The following is a 19,197-nucleotide window of genomic DNA, read 5'->3' as shown; positions in this document are numbered from 1 at the left end:
ACAGCAGTGGATCGCCGGTTTGCCCAGCTACATCAAGGCTTATTTGCCGATTTCAAGCTGCGAAAGTTGAGTTCATAATCATAATTAAAATATGGAAACTCAGTCATTGCTTCAATCAATACTGCTCTGGTTTTCTTCTCTTTAATATGAGGAGCGATTTTTTGTAATTGTAAATAAAACTCCTCACCCAACTCGACTACTGAATACTGTTCCTTGATTGTTCTTAGTAATGCAACTATGATACTTTCCTGGTCATTCTCCACCATAGCATTAAATAATAGTTCTGCTGTTCCCCTAGACAAGTTCACTCACCCTTTCAATATTTGACAGAGGTACAACTTCAGAAATGAGTTTTTATTTTCCACCCCCACAGGATGTAATCCAGCTCCTGCGAATGCACAATCTCGTTGAAACGTGTCTGAATCGGCACTAGCTTCTCTACCACAACCTCGGCTAGCTCCTTCTTAAACACGCCATAGCCCCTCCCCGCGTATCTGCTTTCAATCGTCTCAACCAACTCACCTGAGAATACGGAGTAGATCTCGATCAGATTACTGGTCGCCGGTTTGTTGTCCCAATCATAGCGAAAAATACCTTCGGAATCGGTAACTGCTCATGCAATCTTTTTACGGATAGACTCTGCTGGGTCAAGCATCAATACATAGCTGCTGAGGTTAAAATTGCTTTTACTCATTTTCTTTAGACGGGTCGTCAAAATTGAATCAAATAAATGAATCAAAATTCCGTACACAACAAAAAACACCTCATCCCACAAAGGGACGAAGTGTTTACTCCGCGATACCACCCGAATTCGGCTATTAGGCCGCTCTTACTCCTGTCAATACGACTAACAGGGTTCCCATGGATAACGGCGGGATTCTGTCAAAGCCTACTGTTCGAATAACGAAGTTCGGGTTGAAGCCAATGGAGCCATTCATAGCAATTAATCGTACCGGACTTCACACCAACACCGGCTCGCTTGGACGACTACATGCCACTACTCTTTCCATTCATTGCTTTATATTTGAGCTTAACAACCAAGATAGTTTTATTTTACAGGAATTCGAATTGAGCATCAAGCTGTAGTAATCGTTTGTTCCGCCATCCTGACTTCACGACTGAGCCAGTCGCGCAGGCCGCCTCGCCGCTTGCTCAGCCGCGGTCGGCATCAGCAAAAGCTAACCCGCGCTCGGCCAGCGCGCTGAGCAATCGCCCCAGCGCCTTCGGGCCCATGCCGTGCAGCTTCAGCACCTCGGCTTCGCGCAGCTCGGTGAATTGCTCCAGCCGCAAGTAACCGGCTCCGATCAGCGCCCGACGCGCGGGCTTGCCGAGATCAAGCGGAATTTCATTGGCCGGCTCGGCGGGCTGCCCCGCCGCTCCGGGCTTCTTTGCAGGCTCGGTTGTCATCAGCTCAGCTCCTTTGCCCCCATCCTACCATGATCGCCCGCCTGTCACAACTGCAGCGGCCTGATGCTTGAAGCCGATCCTTTCAGCCTTCTGCCCGCTGCAGCTTAATGGCTTCTCAAGTACGCCACGTCCCGCAGCAGCAAGTCGGCGAACGGACGCGTCAGCTGCCGGCCCGCATGCGCCCGGACCTCCAGCTCCAGCGCCAGCAGCACGAGCGGCCGCAGCCAGGAATCGGCTGACAGCGCCGCAGCCAGCAGCGCCTTGGCCGACAGGCTGCGAGCAAGCCCCTCGCTGCTGATGCGCCCGTCCGCCCGGCCTTGGGCGATCACATCGTCCAGCTCGGCGGCGGATAACCCGACCTCGATCTGAAAGGTCCGGACGCTCGAATGTCCGGCATAGTCCGTCGCCCGAACCTCCAGCATATGCGCGCCGGGATCAAGTGTAGCGGCCGGAAACGCGACCGGCGCTTCCGCCAGCTTGCCGTCGAACCGCAGTGCAACGGAGGCGACGCCGCTGAGCGCATCCACCGCGTTCGCCGCCAGCTCGATCACTTCCGTCTGGCGGAAGGCTGCGCGGGCCGGACCGCTTATCGCCGGGCCGCTGCGGTCCAGCGGGACCGTCACTGACTGGGCCGTTTCGCGGTTGCCTGCGGCATCCTCCGCATAGAAGTCGATGCGGTGTATGCCTTCAGCCGTCAGACGCAGCGGCTCTGTATACGCCTGCCACGTCTGGCCCGCATCCGTGCTGTAGCGGATCGCCGCCACGCCCGCCGTTCTGTCATCGACAGCGGACAACGTGACGGTCGCCTCCGACGTATACCAGCCGCCGGTTTGCCCGCCCTGTACGGCCGCCGCTGACTGCGGCGGCACGGTATCCGGGTCCGGCTCGGGCTCCGTATGAGTAAACGGCGCGTCCGTCAATATAAAGCTGTCATACAAGCCGGGATTTTTGCTGTCCGCGATCCCCTTCGTCCAGCCGACGTAATTTTGCCGTCCCTCCTGGAAGTCGGCGTCGCCAACGACGACATTGAAGCCGATCGCGTTGCCAAGCGCCAGCCTGGCTTGCAAATCCTTGACGATGGAATTGCCCGGAATTTGCACCTCATACACTGTCTGGCGGGTTTCGTCATCGCGGGTAATCGCAAACGGCAGCGCCGTGGAAATATCTCCGGTCTGATTCGGCGGCGAAGCGGCAAATACGTAGCCAAGCAGCTCACGGAAATCGTTCAGCGCAAATCCGAAGTCCACATCATCCGCGCGGTACGTGCCGCCCTTGTCATTCAGCGGATCAATCGCGAGCTGGATGGAATCGTTTTTCCAGATGCCGGACGGCGGCTCGGATGCCTTGTGGATATCGTCGGTGACCCGGACTGCAACGTACAGATGGTCCGCATCCCATTTCAAGTAGGCCGTCGCATCGAGATCCTCCTTGTCATACGAGCCGGTAGCATTGCGCTCCGCTCCCCGCAGATGAAACGGGAAAGCGTCCACCCAGTCGCTCAGCTCCCCGTCGATAACCGGAGGCGTCGCCGCCTTCTGAACGAGCAGAAAGTCCAGCGGCACGGCATCATCGCTGAAAACAAGCCGATTGTCCGTCGTGTCAATGACCTCCAGCTCGCACACATATTCCCGGAACGGCCGGTCCGTGTGGTCGGTCCAGCGGAAGGCGAGGTCCAGCGTCTGGCCCGGCTGGATGTGGAACAGCTCGCCGCCCGGCGTCGCCGGCGCGAGCACGCTGCCATCCGGTCCGCGCAGCGTTACCTTGCCGCTGCGCGCCTGCCGCGAGGTGCCGGTCAAGCGCACCGTGACCTCGTGCAGCTCCTGAACCGGCACCGCAACCGGCATCAGCCTCGCGCCGATCGCATCCGCGACGGTCAGCTTGATTTTAATCAGGTCGGCTTGCTGACCATCCAGCAGCAGCGTCATGGTTGCGTAATAGATACCCCTGGCCGCATCGGCCGGCGCACGGACGGCCAGCTGCCGCAAGGTGTCTGCTCCCGCCGCTAACGGAATTGTCAGCTCCTGCGGCTCCGTCTGGACGCTCTCCCAACCAGCCGGCACCGTCAGCCGCAGCACGGCTGTCTGCGCCGCTGCCGTCCGATTCGTCAGCGTCACATCGACAGGCTTGGCGTCGCCCGCTTCAAGCTGGCCATGGACCGACTCGGCGGACATCGTGACCGCCATGGAGATGACCGGCTCCGACGCCACGATCTGCCGCACCGCTCCGGCAAATTGGCGCGCCAGCACATTGTAGGCGAAAGCCAGCCCGGCGTCTCCGTCCGTCAGCGCCTGCTCGGCCAGCCGGCCGTACCGGTTCGCCCGCATCATCGCCGCTGTCGATACGGGCATTAGCCCGTTCTCGCCGATCCGCTGCTCATACGCATAGCGGGCCGTCGCGCTATCCGTCGTGCCGGCTGCGCCTACCGCAGCCGCATAATCCAGCGTCACGCCGCCGGCTCCCAGCTCATGCCGGGCGGCAGCCAGCGCCATGCCGGCCCGCTCCGCGTAGCTGTACAGCGCCTCCAGCGCAACGTAGGCGCGAATGCGGTCCAGCGAGCCGTCGCCGGCACGGTCGGCAATGCCGCCCATCAGACTGTATACATCGCTGATCGCCTGCTCCAGTCCGGCAGCGCGGCCGGACGCGCCCGGGCTATGCAGCGCCAGCCCCGCCGCCGCGTGAATGCGGGTCGCCTCGGCCAGCTCGGCGGAGACGCCTGCTCCTTCGTTGCCTTCGGCCGCCGCCTCCAGCTTCGCCGCAATGTCCTGCAGCCGGTCCGTCAGCAGCCGAGCTGACGCCTCGTACAGCATGTGCGGCGGAAGCCCCTTCACATACAGCGGCGAGCCGCCGACGGTCATCGTGTAGCCGCCGTTTGCCGCGGGCAGCAAGCTTGCATGACCGTTAACGTCAATTCTCGTCAACGGCGGAGCAGCCGACGCCGCATCGTACACCGCAAGCGTTACCGTCGATACCGGCGCCTGGTCCACCGGCTGCTCGCCGTAGTTTACCTTTTTCCACAGCACAGCGACCGGCTCGCCGCCATTCAGAAACAGATGCGCTTCCACCGTCGCGTCCCCGGTTTCCAGCGGGCCGACGTATTGCGCACGGTCCAGTGTCGTCATAAGCGTCGTCAAGGCGGCATAAGCAAGCTTCGGCCGGCCGTTGCCATCCGTGACGCCAAAGCTGGTATTGTAGAAGTTATCGTCAAAGCCCGCGTCCTTCCACGTAAAGTGATACAAGCCGCCCGTCCGGTCGGAAATCATGTCGATCAGAAAGCCGCGCACCGCGTAATCCCGCTGCACCTCCTGGGCGACGCTCGGATAACCGGCCAGCGCAGTCGGCCAGCCTGACTCGGTGACGTACAAATCCTTCCAGCCGCCCAGCTCATCCATCAGCTGCTGGACGCCGCCCGTCTGCTGCTGAATAAAGCCGTCCGGCATCACGCCATACGTATACCGGTGATACGAAAACGCATCCGCGTAATTGTAGGAGCCAAGCTCCAGCTCCGCAGGCAAAACGCCGAGTACGCCGGACGTATGGTCGCCTGCCAGCAGCACCGCGTCGAGATCAGCCTTTTTCATATGCCGGTAGAACGTTTTCTGAACCTGGATCAGCTCCTGCGGAATGTAAGGACGGAACGCCAGCTCCGGTTCATTGGGCATCTCATAGCGGCGAATCTTGCCCTTGTAATGATTCACTAGCGCCTCCGTAAAGGCCCCGAGCGCCTCCAGTCCCGCCGGGTTGTCGACGACCGGCGAGCTGTCGTATGCGCCGTTTGTCGCAATGCCCATAATCGGCGTCACCGCAATGCCGCGCGACTCCATCTTCTCCACAATCGCATCATAGGCCGAGAAGTCGTACGTGCCCTGGTTCCGGTCGATGACCGGCCAATCGAACTCCTGGCGCGCGTGCCGGACGCCCATCTCGGCGACGCTGTCCAGCGAGTCGTCCGACCAGGTCAGGTCATAGCCTGTGTTAAAGCCGAATTTGCTGCTGTGATCCACATCGAGCCGCCCCGGCTGAGCGACCTGCGGCACAACCGCCATCCGCATCGTGCGGCTTTTTTCCGGTACCGGCGCCCCGTCCAGCTCCAGCTCCGCGCGAATATCGTACGTCCCGAGCGGCAGCGGAGACGGTCCGAAGGCAAGCGTATCTGTCAGCGTTGCATGGGCCTCCAGCTCAAATTCCCGGCTGCCGGACGCGACCTCCGCCCGCTCCCCATCCGCGCGCGATACGGTATAACGAACAAGAAACGTCTGCCGGACCGGGCCCGCGCCAAGCGTCACATCGAGGCCTGTCGGCTCGCCCAGCGTGTAGATGCCGGCATAATGATTCGCAGGCTGCACATAAAACGTATACGGCAGCGGCAGCGGCGTAATTTCCAGGTCGTCGATCAGCAGCTCCAGCCCGTTGACCGTATCAAATTGCAGAAAGCCCTTCAACGGCGCATCGCCGGCGAAATCGTCAAACTCGATCACTTGCTCGCCGTCTATGAACAGCCGGTGGTGAATGCCAGACGCCTCCACTTCATACGTGTGCCATTCGTCCGGTGCGGAGCGGTAGTAGCTGCCGTTCGTGTAGCCGCCCTCCTGCGTGCGCCGGAACATAATGTATTTCGTATTATGCGTGGACCACTCCATCGTGTTGTACAGCTGCGTTTCCGAAGCCCGGTAGCGGAGCCGCCACAAATTGTACAGCGTCGCCGGGTTCGTATTGCGGTTCACATATTTCGCCCGGAACTTGATTTTGACATGATCCATATTGGCATACAGCGAATGAACAAATTTGGCCGAAGCCCGGTCCCCGTCCTTCGTATTGGCGAAGCGGAGCACCTTGTTGCCGTTGCCTTCATCGTACACGCCGACATTCGGCTGATTGCCGCGCAGCGCCCAGTTGACCGGCATACTGCCGACCGCATCCTGCTGGAAATCGGTGAAATACCGGACCAGCGGCCTGACCGTTACGGTCTGCTCGCCCGTCTGCGGCCATCGCCCGAGCGCGCCGTTTGCGCTGCGCGCCTCAAGATAATAATGAAGGGCTGCATGCTGATTGGTGCCGGGAATCGCAAACGTAAAGCTGCTCCCGGTCTGCACAGCCTCCGCAGCAGCAAATACGGCTTCATCGCCGTAGCGGTAATACACGGCTCCTGTCACGGCCGCCCCCGCAGGCTGGCCTGTGACCGAAAACACGCCGCTGCCCTCGGCGTTATATGGAACGGTCGTGAGCGGCGTATGCGTAATATGCAGCGGAGCCGCCTGCACCGGCACCTCATACACGCCCGAAGCCGGACTGACCGTCACGCCGCCGCTGCTGCCGACAGCCCGGAGCCAATAGCGAACGGGACCGGATGCCGCCCCCGGCAGCACGGCCGTATACAGACCACCGCCCAGAGCGGTCATCGCTAGCATCGCCTCCGGTCCGCCTGATCCATCCGAATAATGCACCTGGACCGCCGTCATCGACGGCTGACCGTACACGGCGGAAGGCACCGCCGAAGGATCGTAGACATGCGCCGTAACGGTCAGCGGCTCACCCGCGAGTACCGTGGCCGGCGGCGTGTGCGTAATCGTCGGTCCCGCAGGCGCGGGCAGCGCCGACACTCGCACATCATCCACGCGCACAGCGGCGTTTTTGACGGCGAAGCCAATCGTGCCCCGGCTATACGACGGGTCGGCCGCATATGCAATCGGCACGCCGTCGATCGACAGCCGGAACTGCTGGCCCGAGACGGCAACCGTATAAGCATGCCATGTCTGGTCGCTGTAGCCGCTCACCTTGTCAGCAATCGAATACGGGCCGGACAGCCGGATGTCGGCTCCGCTTTCGTACTTTCCGAAATAAACCGTCCTGGCGCTCGGTCGCAGCTCGAAATAGTAGTAATTCGGCGCGCCGCCGGACGCGGCATCGTAGCGGAACAACGTGCGAAACTGCTTCGGCGCTCCGGCCGCCGCTTCCGTTGTCTTTGCCTGAAAGGACAACAAATAGTCCGCGTTGGTGGTCTCGTAGCTGTCCCAGCGGGCAGGCCTGGCGCGTGCCGTCGGATATTGGCCCCCCGTCGAGCTAAGCGCTCCGACCTGCGAGCCGGTGTCCGGATCGGCTTCACGCGTCCAGCCGCTGCCATCCCATTGATTGACTACGCTTTCAAAGTCGTCCTGAAACCGTACCGCCCCGGTGTCCGCCGGGACAGCTCCCATCGCCTCCGGAACGGGCAGCAAAGCGCCCAGCATACAGGCGATGACCAGCAGCGCGATTTTTTGTTTCCCCTTTCTCCGCAAATGTCGTGCGTACATCCTCGTCCCCCCTCGATGTGCAAATCGACGTAGGGAGGCGGGGACGGAGCCTGAACAGCCCCGCAGCCCCACTTCCGCTCATGTGACGCCTTCCGTTTAACCGCCCAGCTTTTGCCTCCGCGCCACCTCCCGCTTAGTTGCCCAGCTTCTGCTTATGCGACGCTTCCAGCTCCTTCAAGATTTGGTCGCCGCCCTGCGCCTTCCACTTGGCGGTGAACTCGTCAAACTTGCCAAGCTCGGCTCCCATGATGATTTGGGTGAAATACGAGTCGCGCAGCGTATTCAGCTCCTTGAGCTTCGCTACCTTCGTCGGCGAGGTCAAATAGTTGGACGCATCCTGCACCTGGTATTTGTTATGGATCGCGATGCCAAGCGCCTGCTCCCGGCGAAGCGGCGTCGCCTCCAAATACCGCGGCCAGCCGTTCAGGCCCGGCGCCCAGGTATACCCTTGCAGCCCGCGGAAATTGCCGTCCTTGTCAACCTGCGTCTTCGGATCGATCACGCCCGCCTGCTGCTTGAGCTTGCCGTTTTCAATCGTAAAGTCAACGTTTTCTACGCCCCAGATGCTAAGCTGCTGCAGCTCGGCCGTCATGCCCTTATCGAGAATCGCCAGCAGCCGCTTCGGGTCCTTCGTCTTCGCGCTGATCGCAAACACCTGGTTAAACGGCGCGCCCTGCGGCGCGACATACGTGCCGTCGGGACCGCTGAGCGCATCGGTGAGCGCCACATACTTAAACGGCTCATTTGACTGATCCGGCAGCTTGTCGTCCTTGCCCAGCTTGCCCGCCTTCTTCAGCTCAAATGTTTCGATCTGCGTGTCGTAGTCGCTCGCCGTTGACCACCAGCCCATCCATGAGAACAGCTTCCCGGCGTACAGCTTGTCGCGCAGCTGCTCCTCCTTGATCGTCGCAAACTCCTTGTCGATCAGCCCTTCGCCGTATAGCTTGCGCAAGAAGGCCAGCGCCTCGCGGGTGCGCGGGTCAATATCGTAGCTGCTGAACTTGCCGTCCTTCTGCGTGAAATAACCCGGCGTTACGCCGTATGCGCCGAAGATCAGGTCAAATGAATTGTTCGCATATTTCGTTTCACCGATTTGCGCCGAGTAACCGCCGAGCGGAATGACGTCCGGCTTCAGCTCCTTGATCCTCTTGAGCGCCGCATAGTAGCTGTCCAGCGTCTTCGGCAGCGCAATTCCTGCCTCCTGCAAGTAATCGCTGCGCATCGCAATGTTCCAGCGGTAGCCCGATCCCGGACCTCCGGCGTATGGAATGCCATAAATTTTGCCGTTCACCTTCGCCAGCTCCAGCACGGAGGCCGGCACCTCCTTGAGCAGGTTCGGCGTATCCTTCTCGTTAATTAGCGGGGTCAAGTCGACAAACGCCCCTTGCGACGCGTATTTCTGAAAATCATCGGCGACATCAATCCGGACCAGGTCCGGCATATCGCCGCTTGACATCCGCAGGTTCAGCTTCGTTTTATACTGCTGATTATCAACCAGCTCGACGTTAAATTTGACCTGCAGCGCCTTCTCCACGGCAGCCTTGATGACATCCTTCGCCGGATCATACGGCTTGGAGACATCAATCGCCCGCAGCCACTTGATCTCGTACGGCCCTTCGACCTGCGGATCGCCGCCCGGCGGCTGGCCGGTTCCGGGCGCGGGTGTTCCTCCCGGTTTGTCTGTGCCGTTCGAGCAGGCGGCGACTGTCACCGCGCTGAGCAGCAGCGTAGACAGCACGGCGGTTCCCAGCTTGCGATGGTTTGGTTTACGCGTCATCTCGTTAACCTCCCTTGAATTACCCTTTGATCGAGCCGATCAGCATGCCTTGCTGGAAGTATTTTTGCAGGAACGGATACAGCACCAGCATCGGCAGCGCCACGATCATAATACACGCCATCTGAATGCCTACCGTCGGGGGCGGCGTTGTGCCCGCCGCTTCAAGCAGCTCGGGCGGCAAGCTGGAATTGGCGATAATCGTCCGCAGCACGAGCTGCACAGGCGCCTTGTTCCAGTCGGACACGTACAGCAGCGCGTTGAAAAAGTCATTCCAGTACGTCACCATGTACATCAAGCCAATCGAAGCAACGGCCGGCAGCGACAGCGGCAGCGCAATTTGCCACAAAATGCGAAACTCCGATGCGCCGTCAATCGCCGCCGATTCCCGCAAGCTTTCCGGCAGTGATTCGAAAAACGTTTTCATAATAATCATCAGAAAGGCGCTGTACGCCATAATCAGAATCAGGATGATATCGGTGTTCAATAGTCCCATCTGCTTGACCGTGATATACAAGGGCACCGTCCCCCCGCGGAAAAACAGCGTGAGCACGAAAAACAGCAGCAGCCAGCGGCGTCCGGGCAGACGCTTTTCGGCCAGCGCGTAAGCGGAGGTCGCCGTCAGAAGCAGCGCCAGCGCCACTCCGCCGACCGTATTGCGGATCGTCGTATAATACGACTTGTAGATGGTCGAGCCTTCGCGCAGCAAGTATTCATAATATTCGAGGCTGAACTCGCGAGGCAGCAAAATGAAGCCATTGCGTCCGATAAATTCATGATACGGGGTCACCGAAACGACCAGCACGTACCAGAAGGGCAGCACGATCACCAGGGTAATCAGCGTCAGCAGCGAATAGTTCAGCCCGATAAACAGCCGTTCATTCCACCCTATGCGGCGTCCAAGCAGTCGTTGCATCCGGTTCGGCATCCGGCACGGACCTCCCTTCAAAAAATACCGGAGTCGCTGTTGATCCGCTTGGCGATCGCGTTGGTCAGCACAACAAGCACCAGTCCGACCAGTCCCTTCACGGCGTCGGCCGCTGTGGCGAGACTGACATTGAACTGCTCGATGCCCATCCGGTAAATATACGTATCCAAAATATCGCCGACCTCATACACCATCGGATTGTACAGGTTAATCACCTGGTCGATGCCGGCGCTCATGATGAAGCCGACACGCAAAATAAACAACACGACAATCGTCGTCGCAATGCCCGGCAGCGTAATCCGCATGACGCGCTGGAAGCGGGACGCGCCATCCACAATCGCCGCTTCGTACGTCTCGAGGTTAATGCCGCTGATCGCCGCCATATAAACAATCGCCGCCCAGCCCATCTCCTTCATCGCATCCGTAATGACGAGCAGCCCGCGGAACAGATGCGGCTCCGCCAAAAAATACACCGTTTCGCCGCCCAGCAGCACAAGCAGCTTGTTGACGATGCCCGTTTCCGGCGACAGCAGCAGCGTGATCAGCCCGCCGTACACAACCCACGATACGAAGCGGGGCAAATAAACCGCCGTCTGCAGCGTCTTGCGGTACCACGACACCCGGACCTCGCTGAGCGCAAGCGCCAGCGCAATCGGGCACAGGAAGCCGCTGATCATTTTGTACAAATTAATGATGATCGTATTCACAAGCGCATTCCGGAACATCTCCGATTCGAACAGCTGGCGGAAATAATGCAAGCCCGCCCACTCGCTGCCCGCGATGCCCTGCACATAGTTGTAGTGCAGAAAGGCCGCGCTAAGCCCATAGATCGGCACATAATCAAAGGCGACGACCCAAACCGCTGCAGGCAGCAGCAGCACATACAACAGCCGGAATCGCCAGACACGCGCCCACAGCGCCTGGCTCCGAATCCCGCGGGCCGCTGAGGCCGTTCGGGTTACCGTGTTCACGGCCATTCAGCTCCTCTCTATCCTCATCAGCTGCATCCGCCCGCCCGCTTGTATGGCCACTCCAGCGGGAAAGGGCTTACATCTTTACGATAACGGAAATATCCCCGGCTTGAAACCGGGGATTCGAACGAGTTGCCGGGGGAAAACTCAGGTCTTTACGCCGCCGCCCGCCTCTTCGCCAAGCGCCGGCGGCAACGGCAGCCGCAGCCATGCGCAGGTGCCCTCTGGTAGAGCCGTATACCGGAGGCCATACCGCCGTCCGGCGCGCAGCTTGATGCGGCGGTCCACATTGCGGGTGCCGAAGCCCGCGGCTCCGGGTACGGGGCTTCGCGGATCATCGCGGTCCAGCGCTTCATTTAGTTTCGCCGCATCGGCCCCGCTGCCGTTATCGCACACCTCGATCACCAGCTCCTCCCCGTCACGCGCCGCCCGGATGCGAATCCGGCAATCGGAACGTTTGGCGCGGAAGCCATGCACGATACAGTTTTCGACAATCGGCTGCAGCATAAAATGCACAACCGGCAGCCGATCAAGCTGCGGGTCGGCTTCGATGACAAACGACAGCTGCTCGTTCATCAGCGCCTGAATTTCGAGATAGCTGCGCACCTGCCGCAATTCATCGCGCAGCGGGATCGTCGGACTGCCCTGATTAAGCCCGAACCGCAGTACATCCGCCAGCAGCCGTGAAATTCTGGCCGTCTCCGCATCTCCGAGCGACAGCGCCCGGCAGTTGATCATGTCCAGCGTGTTGTACATAAAGTGGGGGTTAATCTGCGCCTGCAGCAGCTCCAGCTGCAGCTGCTTGGCCGCCAGCTCCTGGCCGTACACTTCCTCGATCAGCTCATGGAGCCGCCTGATCATATGCCGGTAGCCCCGATGCAGCAAATCCAGCTCCTCGATCCCGGTTGGCGCCCTTCGCTCCGGCTGCCGCAAGTCGCCCAGCTCCACCCGCTTCATCATGCCCGCCAGCTCGGCAATCGGCGCCGACACGCGGGCGGCCATCCGCCGAAGCAGCAGGGCGGCGGCGCTGACGACCAGCAAGCCGACTGCGAGCGCAATGCTTATGATCCAGCCGGTGTAATCCTCCAGATGCTTCGTCGGCACACGCAGCAGCAGCTTCCAGCCGTTGTCATAGCGACGGTAAGCGATCCAGCTTTGCTCGCCGCTCGCTGTCTCCCGGTAAACGTCCTCGCGCTGTCCGGCCTGCCTCGCCATAAACGGCTCGCGCCCCAGGTCGTATCCGAACGGATACCCCGCTCCATAGATGACCCGGTCCTGTTCATCCAACAGCACATAACGACCCTGCTCCAGCCCGCTCCGCTTGAAAATCGCTCCGATGTTGTCCAGGCTGTACGCAACGACCACAACGCCCAGATCGCGTCCATCCATCATGCTCACCTTGCGCTTGGCCGCAAACAGCTTGCCGCCTGCTCCATCCCGTCGGTCAGGCCCTGGCTCCGGCTCCGCCCACCACACCATCGGATTGCCGGGACCTGACAGCTCGCGATACCAGGCGGCGTCCCGCGCATCGTCCACCTTGTATACCCCGTTGACCGCTGTGAACCGGTTCGTCGCAAGCTCATACAGCCCGCTTTCCTCCGTTACCAGCATAGAGACGGCATAGGTAACTTGCGCGTGGCTGTAGGGGTCTGACTCATTCAGCAGGGAGATCAGCGACATGCCCTCCAGCTCGGTATACAGGCTGTAGTAGTCATCGACCGCGTCTGCTCTGGAAGCATGCTGCTGCTCCAGCAGCCGCTCGATCTCCCTGCTGGACAACAGGTAGCTCGGTATGTTTTTAAGGCTGCTGAGCTGGTGCCAGACGCTGCGGTATACGTAGTCCATCGACTGGCGCACCGTTTGCCCGGTCTGCGCGTTCTGAATGGCCGCAACGATCACGCCTCCGGCGAGCGTCAGCGTAAATACAAGGATGATCAGCAGCGCGGTCACCGGAAGCACGATGCGCTGGTACAAGCCGAAGCGTTTGCGGCGCAGCCCGAATTTCAAACGGTTCAATCGTCCCTTTCCCCCTCTGCCCGCACCACGTAACGGTTGCGAAACGCTGTCGGCGTGCAGCCGTGATGCTTCTTGAAGCTCGCGCGGAAATGATCCTGGTCCGTGTAGCCGACCCGGCCGCACACCTCGTATACCTTCACCTCCGGATCCTGCAGCAGCCGGGCGGCCAGCTCCATCTTCTGCGCAATCATATAGCTGACGATCGTCGTCCCCATCGTTTCCTTAAATAGGCTGTTCACATATTTTTCGCTAAGATGCACCCGGGAAGCGATCGACTGCAGCGACAAGGAGCTGGACGTCAGCCCGCCTTGAATCAGCTCCAAAATGCGCTCGACCGTCCGCTGGCTTTTCAGCCGCGCGGGCAGCCCTGTCGGCGGCGGCCCTTCCCGCGCCAGATGCGGCAGATGCGTCTGCACAATACGCTGCGCCTGCTTCATCTCGTCCTGCCGCTGCCGGTCGGCGCGGATCGCATCAGCCGCCTGCCCGATGACCGTGGTCAGCTCCGCGAAATCAATCGGCTTCAGCACATAACCGGCCACGCCAAGCCTGATTGCCTCCTGCGCATGCTGGAACTCGTCTAGCCCGGAAAGAATGATACAGCGTGTATCCGGATACATGCGCCGAATATGCCGGAGCAGCTCCATACCGTCCATCACCGGCATGCCGATGTCTGTAATCAGCAGCTCCGGCGCGCCGGTCGTCAGCTGCCCGATCCGCTCCAGCGCCTCCTCGCCATGCTCGGACAAGCCCGTCAGCTTGACGCCAAGCGCTGCCCACGGAATTTGCAGCGCGAGTGCCTCACGCACAATTTTGACATCCTCCACCACATGAGCCTGGATCAGCGGCATCACGCCTCCTCCTTCCGATGGGCGCAACTGGCCTCATCTATCCATACGAAGGAGGCCCGCATCCTATGCGGACCTCCGGCAAACCATCCTTAACAGGGAGCGCAGGCTCCGTTAATTCGGCTGCGACGTAATGACGTACGAGCGGTAGCCGCCAGGCTGAGTCACGCTGACATCAAAGTATACGTTGCGTCCGTTCACCGTAAACGGCACCGCGACCCCGTCGATTTTCACCGACAGGCTGTTCAAGTGGAAATCGGCAGGCAGCGAAATCCGCAGCGAGCCGCCGCTTTTCCCGGCAATACGGCCCTTCATCTCCGTGCGGCTCACCTTCTGCGCGCTGAAGCCGAAGTCGCCGCTGATCCGTTCCAGAATAAATCCGCCAAATCCGATTTTTTTGCCTTCAAACAGCGCCAGCGCCTGCCAGCTTGCATACCCGACCTTCCCGATGAACATGACATTCGGCCCGGTCACATCAAGCTGCGGCTCCTGCTTGCCGCTCATAAATACAAAGTCGCTGCCATTGATCAAGGCGCCGTAAACGTCTCCCGTAACGGTCGGCGCTCCCGCTCCATACGCGCTGCCCGTCACCGTGCCTGAGGAAACGCCCTTCGGAGCGACAATATGCAGCTGCGAGCCCGGACCTTGCTTGACCGGAACAATATACGGCAGCTCGCCCGTATGCTTGTGTCCGGAGTTGTTCCAATAAAATGTGCCGGTCGCTCCGTCGGTCATCTCATCATGAATCGCCAGGAAGTCGTCGCGAACCATCATCACCCCGCGGCCCAGATACGGGGCCGACTTGCCGTCCGCCCGGTAATACTGGGCAAAATCGAAATTGTACAGCAGCGCCTCCACGGGCCGGTCGCCCAGCGACATGCTGGAGCCGGTCGGCACGAAGTCGGACAGCAGCTGCACATTCAGGCTGTCGCCATTCGTTTCGGCGGCGTTCCAGCTTTGCCGCTGGCCCTTGGCGGCGTAGATCAGGTTGCCGTTGGACACCGTGGACCACCGATACGCCCGCCCGTACAACTGCTGGATGTTGAGATACGCTTCATTGGGCCCGCCGAAATCATACCGCAGCACAGCGCCGTAATCGCTGTACAGGATCGACTCAAGCGCTGGCTGCACGCCCCGCTTCCCTTTGGAAATGCTCCATTCCAGATTGCGGCCCAGCGTCATATTTACCGGATTGCGGCTCGTTTTCAGCGCCTCCACAGTCGCCTCCAGCACGCCTGCGAATTCGCCGCCCGGCAATTCGCTCGCGAGCGCATGAGCGCCCTGCGGCGGAATCATCCGGACGCCTCCCTCCGCCGGAACCAAAATGTTCATGTTCCAGCGCATCCAGTCGCGGAACTTGGAGTGATCGAACAAATCCGTGCCGTCGTATTGCTTCAAGCCCCAGTACGCCATCAGCAACGGCCGCAGAGAGGCGAGGCTGTACGTCGTCGGATTTTCGTACCAGCGGCCGCCCTTGGCGTTAAATTCGGGACGCGGCCTGCGGACAAACACACTGAGCCATTCATCATAGTAGGTCATAAACTCCTGCTTCCACACAGGAGCTGCCGGATGCTCGGGGAACACGCCTGGCGTAATTCCAAGCGCCTGCTTGCCGTCGATCGTAAAGTTCGCATGGCCGGACACCATCGACGTATGCGGGAAATTCGTATCCTCGGCAGAGCTGTACGCATTAAAGGCAAGCAGCGCCCTCGCCTGCTGCCGCTGAGCCGGCGTCCAGCTCCACCGGCTGTTCGCGTACTCCTCCAGCATCGTCCGGTCGTTCCGCTGCGGCAGCGACGCATCCAGATAACGCTCGACCAGCGGATTAAATTTGTAGTTCAGCTGGAAAGCCAGCCAGGCGCTGTGCGTGACCGTACTGTTGGCGCTCATATTCCGCTCGCCGCCCGGCAGCGCAAGCCCCAGCTCCGGATTGTCCTTCCAATCCAGCACCAGCTCCTTGTTGCGGTCCAGACTGAAATCCGTCAGCTTCTGGAACAGCCGCACCTCCGGTCCGGCTCCCCACCGGTTCTCGTAGCCGGTCATCGCCGAATCCGCCAGCCACGTCCGGCCTGCCGTCGTGCCGGTCCGCGCGGCCACGATCACCTCGCTGCGCGGAATAAGCCCAAGCGCCCAGTACCGCTCCGTGCCCTCCAGCCGGGTCAGCATATACGAGTCGCCGCCAGCGGCGTAGAAGTTCAGATTTTGCGGGCCCGGCGACTGATAGAAGAAGCGCTGCGACGACTTCCAGTCGCGGTTGCGGTACAGGCTGAACATCAGGGCATTCGTCCCGCTGTCCTTCCAGAACACCGTCGCGCGCATGACGCCATAGTTGTTGACCGCATACAAACCAAGCTCATAAGGAAGCTTGCCTCCGAGGCCAAGCTTGTCGTTGTATTTGCCTGAATACGTCGACGTGTAGCCGCCGTTGGTCATAACCAATCGCCCATCCGGGTTAATGCCATTCAGCATTGAAAACTTGAAGTACGTTTCATCGCCGGGCGTAAAGCCTGCAATCGTTTCATCCACCGTCACATATTGTTCATTGTGGCGCAGCGTCAGCCGTACTTTGTACGTCCGGTCGCCTGTAAACGTATACGTCACGTCGTAGGTCAGCGACAGCGGTCCCTGCTCGACAATTTCACCCGTTACCGAAGTGGTTTGAATCGCAGCCGGGCCCTGAAGCGTACCTGCACCGGCCCAGCTCTGCCCGTCGCGGGACACAGCCAAGATCGGAGCAGGCGTTTCCGCCAGCGACAGTCCGCCCGGGTACGCCTGCGTGCCTGACGGCACCTTGAGCTGCTGCTGATTCGACCACAGGATCAGGCTTCCATCCGATTGCTGCTGCAGCGTGATTCTAGAAGCCGCTGACAGCGCATATTCATAATTCGGATCATAATCAAGCAGGAACGATTGGATCGCGCCCTTATTCAAGCTTGCGCGGAAGCTGATCGCTGCGCTCGTCACATATCCCTCGCTATCCTCGCTCACCCCGGACAGCTGGTAGGCAATCTCCTGACCCGCCGCCGTCGTCAGCTTGAGGCCGTGCTGCTTGACCGTCCCGGCCGGGAACGTCAGCGGGTAACGGATCAGCTCCTCCGGGAAATCATAAATATTCAAGTAATCCCGCAGCACAAACACCTGGCTCCAAATGCCCGCTCCGAACGCCGGCACCGTCACAGTCGCCGAGGCCGTGCGGCCGCCGTCGTCCGCCGTGACCGTGATCATCGCCTGGCCCGCGCCGCGGGCGATGACCAGCCCGGCGGCGTCCACCGTCGCCACCGCTTCGTTGCTGGAGCTCCAGCTCAGCCGCTCCTTATGCGTCGCATTGACCGGGCCTGCCGTCGCCGTCAGCTTCTCGCTGCCTCCGGCCGCAATCGTCGTCGCCGTCTTGTTCAGCGTCAGGCTGGCGACCGGCGTCCGGGTCACCGTCACCTGGGCGCTCGCCGTAAAGCCGCCGTCTACCGTCGTCGCAGTCACAACCGCTTGACCGGAGGACCGGCCACGGACGATGCCAACCTCATCCACCGAAGCAATCGACGGCTGGCTGGAGCTCCAGACGACGGCCTGATTCGTCGCGTTCAGCGGCCTTACGGTCGTAAACAGACGCTCCGTCTTGTTTTCCTCTAGCGCCAAGCTTGTTTTGTTCAGCGAGATGCCCGTCACCGGCTGCTCGGTTACCGTCACGGTGCAGGAGGCGAGATGGCCGCCGTCATTCGTCCGCACGGACAATACAGCTGTCCCTACGCCAACTGAGGCGATGCGGCCGAATTCATCGACGGTAACGACGCCGGGATTGCTGTTCAGCCATGTCACGCCCAGATCCTTCGCATGATAAGGCTGAATCTCATACGTGAGCTGTGCGGTTGACCCGAGCGCCAGGTTGAGATTCGTCTGGCTGATCGTCACGCCTGTGACGGGGACGCTGGGCAGATCGTTGTACACCTGCATAATTTCGGCGGCGCTGAGCGCCCGGTTGTACATTTTGACCTCGTCGATGATGCCTTTATGAAAATAGTTTTCGTTGTTTTTACCGATCCACAGATCGCGGTTCGGAAACAGCAGCGGCCCGGCGAACGTCGCCAGCCCGACGAATTGCCCATCCTGGTAAATGCGCATCGTTTTACTGACCTGATCCCATGTCATCACCATATGCTTCCACTTGCCGAACATCGTCGTAATCGGATGGTACGTATTGACGACCTCGCGGGTCACGTCGTTTTTGAGCATAAAGGAAAACCTCGTGCCGCTCGCCGCCAATCCCATCTCGATGCCGTTGCCGCTGGTGCGGAAGCCGTCATCCCAGGACATAAATTTGTGAATGCCGTTGCTTTGCATTTCCGGCTGTACCCACATCGCAATGGTGAAGCCGCTGCGCAGATCGTAACCCGAGGCAGGCCCGCCGCTCAGAAACGCGCTTGTGCCGTTAAAATACATCCCCTTGGAGCTGCGTCCAAGGTTCGTTTGGGTCGCATTGTACACCGTAGCTGTATGTCCATTGCCGGACAAATCAGCAACCGTATCGTTGACAACCTGCTCGAAATCCCAATAAGCGATCAAGCCTGGCAGCTGCTGCGCGTATACGTTCGTCGTCACAGGGGCAACAACGCCGTACACGGCAGGAGCCACAGCCGACGGCAGATCGCCATAGACCGATTGCAGCACGGCATCGGAGTCGATTGCAGGTAAATCCCCATCATTTGAAGGCCCCCCTTCCATGTTCAAGTGATCCGGGACGCCGGCTGCGGATTCGCCGCTGCCGCCATCCAAAACGGAGGCGTCGGCAAATGCCTGTGGAACAGCCGACAAGCCGGGCGGGGCCAGGCCCCCTAATTGTCCAAGCAGCATGATGACCGCCAAGGCCGTGCTGAGAAACCGTTTATGCAATCGCGACATAAAAGTTGCTCCTTTACTATAAAAATAGTCGATCAATAGGATTTCCCTTTGATCAAGGCGGCAAATTTTGTGACTC

Annotated in this window: 10 protein-coding genes and 1 other annotated feature; all 10 genes read right to left on the bottom strand. The window is 60.1% G+C overall.

The window, feature by feature from the left end; translation table 11 throughout:
* Positions 1 to 32: 32 nt before the first annotated feature.
* Positions 33 to 302, bottom strand: a complete 270-nt coding sequence (locus tag AC6ROY_RS23945) for a hypothetical protein (RefSeq protein WP_500103077.1) — start codon at positions 300 to 302, stop codon at positions 33 to 35.
* A 38-nt stretch (positions 303 to 340) separates the two neighbouring features.
* Positions 341 to 472, bottom strand: coding sequence for a hypothetical protein (locus AC6ROY_RS23940; protein ID WP_500103076.1), 132 nt, complete (start codon positions 470 to 472; stop codon positions 341 to 343).
* A 300-nt stretch (positions 473 to 772) separates the two neighbouring features.
* Positions 773 to 1,023: a binding site (T-box leader), on the bottom strand.
* Positions 1,024 to 1,152: 129 nt separating this feature from the next.
* Positions 1,153 to 1,407, bottom strand: coding sequence for a helix-hairpin-helix domain-containing protein (locus tag AC6ROY_RS23935; RefSeq protein ID WP_500103075.1), 255 nt, complete (start codon positions 1,405 to 1,407; stop codon positions 1,153 to 1,155).
* A 104-nt stretch (positions 1,408 to 1,511) separates the two neighbouring features.
* The gene (locus AC6ROY_RS23930; protein ID WP_500103074.1) at positions 1,512 to 7,694 is read right to left on the bottom strand and encodes an OmpL47-type beta-barrel domain-containing protein; all 6,183 of its coding nucleotides are present in this window, start codon (positions 7,692 to 7,694) and stop codon (positions 1,512 to 1,514) included.
* Positions 7,695 to 7,827: 133 nt separating this feature from the next.
* Positions 7,828 to 9,471: an extracellular solute-binding protein gene (locus AC6ROY_RS23925; RefSeq protein ID WP_500103073.1), complete on the bottom strand. Its 1,644-nt coding sequence runs from the start codon at positions 9,469 to 9,471 to the stop codon at positions 7,828 to 7,830.
* Between the two features lie 19 nt (positions 9,472 to 9,490).
* Positions 9,491 to 10,396 (bottom strand): carbohydrate ABC transporter permease, encoded by a 906-nt coding sequence (locus AC6ROY_RS23920; RefSeq protein ID WP_500103072.1) that lies wholly within the window; start codon positions 10,394 to 10,396, stop codon positions 9,491 to 9,493.
* A 17-nt stretch (positions 10,397 to 10,413) separates the two neighbouring features.
* Positions 10,414 to 11,367 carry an ABC transporter permease gene (locus AC6ROY_RS23915; RefSeq protein WP_500103071.1) on the bottom strand — a complete coding sequence of 318 codons (954 nt, stop codon included), beginning with the start codon at positions 11,365 to 11,367 and terminating at the stop codon, positions 10,414 to 10,416.
* Positions 11,368 to 11,514: 147 nt separating this feature from the next.
* Positions 11,515 to 13,383 carry a cache domain-containing sensor histidine kinase gene (locus AC6ROY_RS23910; RefSeq protein WP_500103070.1) on the bottom strand — a complete coding sequence of 623 codons (1,869 nt, stop codon included), beginning with the start codon at positions 13,381 to 13,383 and terminating at the stop codon, positions 11,515 to 11,517.
* On the bottom strand, positions 13,380 to 14,231 hold the full coding sequence (locus AC6ROY_RS23905; protein ID WP_500103069.1) for a response regulator transcription factor: 852 nt from the start codon (positions 14,229 to 14,231) through the stop codon (positions 13,380 to 13,382). The genes AC6ROY_RS23910 and AC6ROY_RS23905 overlap by 4 nt, the downstream gene beginning before the upstream one ends.
* Positions 14,232 to 14,342: 111 nt before the next feature.
* Positions 14,343 to 19,121 carry an Ig-like domain-containing protein gene (locus AC6ROY_RS23900; protein WP_500103068.1) on the bottom strand — a complete coding sequence of 1,593 codons (4,779 nt, stop codon included), beginning with the start codon at positions 19,119 to 19,121 and terminating at the stop codon, positions 14,343 to 14,345.
* Positions 19,122 to 19,197 lie beyond the last annotated feature (76 nt).

Source organism: Paenibacillus sp. sg306046, from assembly GCF_059821225.1.
Note: the sequence above shows the minus strand (reverse complement) of the source record. Positions and strands in the feature narration are given on the sequence as shown.